The 7,605-nt window shown below is 65.7% G+C and carries 7 protein-coding genes; 1 reads left to right on the plus strand and 6 read right to left on the minus strand.

What is annotated here, in order from left to right; genetic code table 11:
- From GH737_RS11695 to GH737_RS11705, 3 genes are all read right to left on the minus strand, one after another.
- Positions 1 to 1,713: hypothetical protein (locus tag GH737_RS11695; RefSeq protein WP_155264986.1), on the minus strand; the 1,713-nt coding region annotated here is incomplete at its 3' end.
- Positions 1,710 to 2,090: a GtrA family protein gene (locus GH737_RS11700; protein WP_155264987.1), complete on the minus strand. Its 381-nt coding sequence runs from the start codon at positions 2,088 to 2,090 to the stop codon at positions 1,710 to 1,712. The genes GH737_RS11695 and GH737_RS11700, both read right to left, overlap by 4 nt.
- Positions 2,091 to 2,096: 6 nt before the next feature.
- Positions 2,097 to 3,614 (minus strand): NAD(P)/FAD-dependent oxidoreductase, encoded by a 1,518-nt coding sequence (locus tag GH737_RS11705; protein ID WP_155264988.1) that lies wholly within the window; start codon positions 3,612 to 3,614, stop codon positions 2,097 to 2,099.
- A gap of 151 nt (positions 3,615 to 3,765) precedes the next feature.
- Between GH737_RS11705 and GH737_RS11710 the strand changes: the two genes are divergently transcribed.
- The gene (locus GH737_RS11710; protein ID WP_196233129.1) at positions 3,766 to 4,473 is read left to right on the plus strand and encodes an EF-hand domain-containing protein; all 708 of its coding nucleotides are present in this window, start codon (positions 3,766 to 3,768) and stop codon (positions 4,471 to 4,473) included.
- 33 nt (positions 4,474 to 4,506) lie between these two features.
- On the opposite strand, the gene GH737_RS11715 is transcribed toward GH737_RS11710, so the two are convergent.
- The 3 genes from GH737_RS11715 to GH737_RS11725 all read right to left on the minus strand — a co-directional run.
- Positions 4,507 to 5,805: an SAM-dependent methyltransferase gene (locus tag GH737_RS11715; RefSeq protein ID WP_155264992.1), complete on the minus strand. Its 1,299-nt coding sequence runs from the start codon at positions 5,803 to 5,805 to the stop codon at positions 4,507 to 4,509.
- A 70-nt stretch (positions 5,806 to 5,875) separates the two neighbouring features.
- Positions 5,876 to 6,724 (minus strand): oxygenase MpaB family protein, encoded by an 849-nt coding sequence (locus tag GH737_RS11720; RefSeq protein ID WP_155264990.1) that lies wholly within the window; start codon positions 6,722 to 6,724, stop codon positions 5,876 to 5,878.
- A gap of 3 nt (positions 6,725 to 6,727) precedes the next feature.
- The coding region (locus tag GH737_RS11725; protein ID WP_230558784.1) for a glycosyltransferase family 2 protein at positions 6,728 to 7,605 on the minus strand (878 nt) is incomplete at its 5' end.

The raw sequence follows: 7,605 nt of genomic DNA on the forward strand, positions 1-7,605 counted from the left end.
ATCGAGCCACTCGGGCGCGCGGCCGTCGTTGAGCATCGCCGCGAGGCCCCCCGGGCCGCGGCTGGCCCAGCGGATCGCCTCCGGCGCGCGGGGGCAGAAAACGACATAATCGATCTTTCGGCGCACCATGATCTCGCGCGAGACCGCTGGCTTGCCGGCAAACAGCAGGATCACGTCATGGATCGCGTCATTGTTGCGGTGATAGCCGCTGGCGATCAGCCGGTGCGACGTGCTCGCCAGGACTGCCGGCGTGATGTCGAGCGGCGCGGCGATGTTGCTGGGCGGCAGCGCGTCGAGCTTCCGAAGCTGCGGGCGGGTAACGCAGGTATTAGACGATTGCATGGCGTTGATGAGCCGCGGATCGGCGGGCATGACGAGCGCCGGCGCGGCATAGGCCGGCGCCATGATGAACATTGCGCCGGTAGTCGCCGCCACCCGCAGCGGCATCAGTGACAGCGACTGGGCACGGCGCAGGGCGGCAGCGCACAGGAACGCCGTGCTGGGCAGGCTCATCACGCTCGCCGTCGTCGCTTCGCGAATCACGAACACGGACGCGAGCGTCATCGCGAACAGCAGGAAAGCGAAAGCGTTCCATGCCTGGCGTGCATCATCCCGGGTTTTGCCGATGGCGAGCAATGCGCCCGCGAGCCCGACGAGCGGCTGCGCGAGGCCGATCGCCGCGGCGTCGGGCGACAGCCGCCATACCGGCATGCCTTCGTCGACTCCCGCATACCACCATTGGGCGACCAGCGGGTCGAGCGACGAAAACGGACCCTGCAGAAAATGCGGATCGATCGCGAACATCGCCGCGAGCGCGACAAGCCCGACGCCGCAGAGCCTGGCGAGCCGCAGCTGAAGATTTGCGCCCGGCGAAACGGCGAAATGGCAGCCCAGCGCCGCGACCGCAAAGCCGGCGAGGTGCGCGACATTCAGCACATCGTGCGGATGGGCAAACCAGACGGAAGGCAGATGGGTGACGATGAAGAGCAGCAGGCTCGCTGCGGCGAGCGCGGCGAGATAGGCCTTGAGCCGCTCTCCTGCCGAGCTGTCACGCAGCCATTCGAACGCGAACCAGGCGCCGACAGCAGCGACGAACGGCAGCGCCTCGATCGAAATGTTCAGCCACAGGGCCATCGCTGCGCCGGCGACGAGCCCCGACCGGCGTGGGCGCTTGTCGTCGAGCACTGCCAGTGTCGTCAGCAAGGCAAGCACGATTTGCCAACCATGATGGTCGATGCGCATGATCCGCATCTGCTTCATCGCGCCGAGCGACAGCGGCGTCGCAAGCACCGCGAGAAGCGCCGCCGGACCGTGCATCAGCCGGAAAGCGATTCGGTGCACCAGCAGCATGGCGATGCCGAGCGTCAGCAGCGGCACCACGATCAGCGCCGCGGTCTCGGCGCCGTGCTGGCCGGCGAACGGCCGTGCGAGCAGGATCACTGCCGCGATCGGGATATCGACGAACCGCGACCAGTGCATCGGCCCTCCCGCCGGCGCATTGAGCCGATATTGCGTCACGTCGAACCAGCTCTGCCCGGCAAGCCAGTCGCGCACCTGGACCAGGCGCATCGCGTCGTCGGGATCGGGGAACGTCCATTGCGTCAGCGCCGGAATCGCGCTGCGCACCATCATCGCGCCGACCACGAGCCAGATCGCGAGCACCAGCAACCGCTGGCGCTCGAAGGTCATCGGCGCCGCGGCCTTGCTCGTCATGCGAAGACGACCTTCTTGCGCAGCATGTAGGTCGCCTGGAAGCTGACCACGATTGCGATCCCCTTGGCGATCCGCGGATCGAGGCCGTAACGGCTGCCGAGTCCGACGATCCCGGTGGTAATGCCGAGCCCGACCAGCGCGGACAACACGAACAGCGCCTGCTGCTGGCGACGTCCGGCGCTTTCCCCCGCGACCCGGCCGACGAAGACCAGTCGACTAGAGATCAGCCAGTGACAGACGATGCCGGCAATGTAGCCGCAGGCAGCGGCGAGCGCCGGCGGCATGCCGGCCGAAAGCGCCGCCATGAAGACCGCGAAATCGACGCCGAGCGACGCGGCGCTCGCCCCGATATAGCGGGTATAGACCTGATCGAGCATGAGGACTCAGGCGGCCTTGAGCCGTTTCGGCACGAGGCGCTCCGAGGCAAGCGCCGCCTGCGCGCCCTCGTCGCCGGCCTCGTGATATTCGGCATCCTCGTTGACCGCCCAGATGTCGTAGGCGCGGCGCCCAGCCTGGATGTTGCGGACGGTCAGCATCGCCGTCATCATCGCATGGTCCTGGTTGTTGTAGCGGTGCATGCCGTTGCGGCCGACCAGGTGCAGCGTCGGATAGGCATTCTCGAGCTCGGCGCGGATCGCTTCGACATTGTCTCGATACTGGTCGTCGTAGACGGGGTAGGCCTTCTCCTGCCGCACGACCACGCCGCCTTCGACGTCGGCCGGGTCGCACAGGCCCAGGATCGCCATTTCCTTCCTGGCGAGCTCGACCAGCTCGGCGTCGTTCGAGGCCCACAGCCCGTCGCCTTCGAAGCAGAAATACTCAAGCCCGACGCATGCCAGAGACGCGTCCGGGACCATCTCCGGAGACCAGCTGCGGTAATTCTGGATGCGCCCGACCTTCACCTTCGAATCGTGGATGTAGATCCAGTTGTCGGGGAAGATGTCTTTGGAGCGGATCATCAGCGCGACCGTCAGGAAGTCGCGATAACGCAGGTTGAGCGCGTTCGAAGCGGCCTTGGGCAGCGGGTGGATACGGCTGGTAAGCTCGCGGATCGGGGCCGATGAAATGACGTGCGCAGCGCTGATGATGACGTCCTTCCCGTCACCGGTCTTGGCCGCAACCCGCCAGCGGTCGAGCTTGGCGTCGAATGACAGCTGCTGGAGCGCGTGGTTCAGCAGGACCTTGTTGCCCTTTCCGACGACGAAATCGCGCGCCGCTTCCCACATCATGCCAGGGCCCTTGCGCGGGTAACGGAACGTCTCGAGCAGGGTCTTGGTCTCCATCCCGTCGTTCGGGCGCTTGTTGAGCCCGAGCGAGCGCTTGAGCCCGTCGATCACGGCGCCGCCGAGGCTCAGCCCCTTGATGCGTTGCGCCGCCCAGTCGGCGGATATCTCGTCGCACGGCATCCCCCACACCTTCTCGGTGTAGGTCTTGAAGAAGATGTTGAAGAGCTGCTCGCCGAACTGGTTGATCGTCCAGTCCTGGAAGCTCTTCACGTCCTTGCGCGGGAACAGCCGGGAATAGCCGTAGGAGGCCATGCACCTGGCCGAGCGCCAGATGCCGAGGTTCATCAGCGCTTCGAAACCGCGCAGCGGATAGGAATAGAATTTCCCGTCGTAGAAGATGCGGCTCATTCGCGGGCGCTGGATGAAGTCGTCCGGCAGGATCTCGTTCCAGAGGTCAACCACCTCGCGCGCCTTGGAGAAGAAGCGATGCCCGCCGATGTCGAAGCGGAAGCCCTCGTGCTCGACCGTCCGGCTGATCCCGCCGACATAGACAGGGTCCTTTTCGATCACGATGACCGAAAAACCCGCTTTGGTCAGAAGGTAAGCGGCGGTGAGACCGGCCGGGCCGGCGCCGATGATTGCGACATCGGCCGCGGCTTCGCTTGGCTTTGGCATTGCTTTCCCCGTCTTGATGACGGTCGCAACCTGTCCGCCAAGTTCTAAATCTTGGTTAAAATCGCGGTTAGAATTTCCGCCGGCGGCGATGTTGAACCCGGATACAGCTAGCCTCTCTAGGCTCTTGCGATACCCCATACGGAGTCGGCAAATGAAGAAGATGCTCATCGGCGCGGCCGTGGTTGCCGCCATTGTCGCGGGCGGCGCCGCGTTCGCGCAGACGACGCAGCCGGCGAAGGCCGACATGAAGGCGCCGCATGCAAATGCGGCCAAAGCGACGAGCCGCGCAGACGTCGACGCCCGTGTCGCGGCAGCGTTCGCGAAGCTCGACGCCAATCACGACGGTTTCGTCACGCTCGAGGAGATCAGCGCGCGCGCGGACCGGCGCGAACAGCGGGCCGAGCAGCGCGCCGCTCGCTTCGACCCGGCGAAGATCTTCGATCGGATGGACGCCAATCGCGACGGAAATATCACCAGCGCAGAGGCCGAAGCGGCGCGCGGTCAGCGTGCAGAAGCGAAAGGCGGCAAGCCCGGCCGCGCTCCCGCCGCGGCGATCGGGGGCTTCTTCGCGCGCGCCGATGCCAACAAGGACGGAGTCGTCACCCGCGCCGAGTTCGATACCATTGGCAAGCAGATGAAATCACGGATGGCCCATCCCGCCATGAAACGGGGCGGCGTGGCCGGGCGCATGTTTGCGGCGTCCGATTCGAACAAGGACAGCCGCGTGACCCTGGCCGAGATGCAGCAGGCGGCGCTTGCGCGCTTCGATCGCCGCGACCTCAACCACGACGGGACAATCAGCCCGGCGGAGCGGAAGCAGAAGCGGCAGCAGCGCAAGACTCAGCGTCACCCGGGCTGATCTTCGCCTGCTGCGAAAACGGCGGAAGCTCGGCTACTTGGCGAACTCGGGCTGCTCGGTCCGGCGTCGACGCGCTTGCGGCTTCTTCGCCTGCGGCTGCTCGGCGCCGAGCTTGTGGTAACGCGCCTCCGCCTCGGCCATATAATCGCGCGTGATCGGCAGCGCGGTGCGCTCGCGAATATACTGCACCTGATAATTGCACGCGGCGCCATTCTCGAACATGACGATTCCGCCGGCGAGGTAGAATTCCCACAGCCGGAAGAAGCGCTCGTCGTACATCGCCTCGATGGCCTCGCGCGCCCTGGTCGCGCGATCGAGCCAGTGGTGCAATGTGTAGGCATAATGCAGCCGCAGGTTCTCGACGTCGCTGGCGATCAACCGGACTTTCTGGCTAGCGGTGAAAATCTCGCTGAGCGACGGCAGGTGATAGCCGGGGAAGATATATTTGTCGGTGAACGGGTCGGGGCCGCTCGAAACGTCTCCGAGCTTGCCGATGGTGTGGAGGAGCATCACGCCGTCGGGCTTCAGTAGCTCGCGGCATTTGGCGAAGAATTCATCATAATGTTTCGCGCCGACATGTTCGAACATGCCGACTGAGACGATCCGGTCGAACGGCTCGTCGAGCAGCCGATAATCCCTCAACTCAAACTTCACGTGTTCCGACACGCCGGCGGCCGCCGCTCGCTCGCGTGCGATCTTGAGCTGGTGCTCCGACAAGGTGATCCCGAGCACGTCGACTCCCGCCACCTTGTGGAGGAACAGCGCCATCCCGCCCCAGCCGCAGCCGATATCGAGCACGCGCTGGCCCGGCTCGAGCGCGAGCTTGGCCGCGATGTGCGCTTTCTTGCCGAGCTGCGCCTGATCGAGGCTCTCGTGCTGCGGGTCGGTCCAATAGGCGCAGCTGTATTGCTTGTCCGCGTCCAGGAAGAGATCATAGAGGCCGTCGTCGAGGTCGTAATGATGCGCGACGTTCTTGCGCGCGCGTTTCAGATTGTTCGGCGAGACGAGCTGTTTGAGCGCCTTCGTCGCCTTGCGCTTCGAGAGCGCCTTGCGGCCTTCGCCCCACTCCTCCCACCTGTTGGCGCCGACGATCATCCGCAGCAGCTCGAGGATCGTGCCGTCCTCGACGATCAGCCGCCCGTCCATATAGGCCTCGCCGAAGCCCAGCCGCGGGTTGCGCATGATGTCGAACGCGACCTTGCGGTCGGTGAATCGGACGGTGAGATGCTTGCCGTCGCCCGGCCCGTAGGTCCGCGGCGGCTTGCCGGGCGCGAACAGTGTGATGCTGCCGCGCGTGATCAGCTTGTCGATGAGCCTGCCGATCAGCGACATCGCTCCGTCTCCCTTCATTCAGTCCTGGATTGCCACGAGCCGCCGCGCGCCGCAATTGACGCGGCGCAATTCACTTCGCGGTGCGATAGCGCTCGCCGGCGAAAGCCCAGCGCAAGGCACTCGCGAGGCCGTAAGTTGCGCCGCGCACGACCGTCCCTGCCAAGGGTGGTGACAGGACGTGCATTTTTCGAGCGAACGGCGGCAGGAGGTCGATCGCGGCATTCTTGAGGAGCAGCTGTACCGGGGCCTGGGCCATGGAGCGCGCCGGCACGTTCAGCACCAGATCGCGGTACGTGCGGGTGCGCTCGTCGGTGCGCAGTTCAGGCCTGAATTCCCGCACCAGCCGTTCCGCTTCGGCCCGGCTGCGCGGCACCGGGTCGGCGTCGAGCAGCCGCGCGATCTCGCCGTGTTCGGCGAAATAGCGGTCCTGGTCGGCGCCGCTCATCCCCGGCTCTCCGTAGCGGCGCCAGCCGTCGAGGAAGTTGATGGCGCCGGCGACATGCACCCAGGCGAGCAGCCACGGGTCTGTCGCGCGATATTCGGTCCCGTCGGGAAGCCTGCCGCCGACCTGCTCGTGGATGGCCTTGACCTTGGCGATCGCCTCCATTGCCGAATCGCGGTGGGCGTAGGTGGTCGTGGCGATGAACCGCGCCGTCCGGCGCAGCCGCCCGAGCATGTCGGCATTGACGTCGCTGTGGTCCCACACGCCGGCAAGCGCGCCCGGGTGGAGCATTTGCGTCAGCAGCGCCGCGACTCCGCCGACCATCATTGAGGTCACATCGCCATGCACTCGACGGATCACCGAGCCCACAGGGAACAGCGCCTGGTCCGAAGCCGGCACAGGCCGCTCGCCCCTGGCCTGGTCGTTGAACGTGCTTCGCACCTCACGCACGAGCGCTCGCCGAAGTGGCGCGAGCATGGCTTAGCTGTCGCTAGCCAGCCGGACCCGCGAACCTGCGGGTCCGAGTTCAGCTTCCAGCGCAGCAATCATCCGATCGTTGCCGCCAGCGAGATTGGCAGCCCAGAGATTGGTCTCCTGCGACCCGCTCAACAAGGGCAACACCATCGCCTCCCCGACCTTCTTGTGCCGCGTACCGGCAGCCCGTGCGGACCAGTAGAACCAAAGATCGTCTCCCTGCGGACAGAGCCGCTGGAACATCGACCTGTCGGCGATCATCGGATGCAATGTTCCAGGAGGGTAGAGCACGCCGCCCGCTCCAATCGGAATGATGTCCGTCGACGGCTTGCGTGCCGGCGCATCGGCAACGTTCAGTTCCCATTGGCAAAACGGTGCCAGCGTCCCGTCCGGACGGCGCCTGATCCGATGCGCGCGATTGCAGGTGATCACCGCCGGTTCGGTTCCACCGACGAGCCGTTCGATCAGGTCGACCGGATAGAGAATGTCATCGTCGACGGTGGCGATGAATGCGTCGGGAAACACCTCCAGGGCGGGAATCAGCTTGTTGAAAGATTTGAGATCGCCGCATGACCGGATCTCCAGGCCGCGACTCTCCAATTGGCGAACTTCGTTCGGCAACTGCGCGACGTCCTGGTCCGCTACCCACAGCATGATCCGGTCGGGCGCGACCGTCTGCCGCAACACGCTATCGAGAGCCCGGCGGAGCGTCGCGAAACGGGGCGGATGGGACGTCAGGGAGAGGATGAGCTCCCCGGGAAGCGCGTGGGGGCCGGCTGTTCCGTTCATCGCCGTGCCGCGGGTCAGGCCGCCTGGCGGGTCCGCCGCTTGCGCTCCGCCGCCGTCTTGAGCTGGCCGCACGCGGCATCGATGTCGCGGCCGCG

The organism is Sphingomonas segetis (assembly GCF_009720245.1).
GTDB classification, from domain to species: Bacteria; Pseudomonadota; Alphaproteobacteria; order Sphingomonadales; family Sphingomonadaceae; genus Sphingomicrobium; species Sphingomicrobium segetis.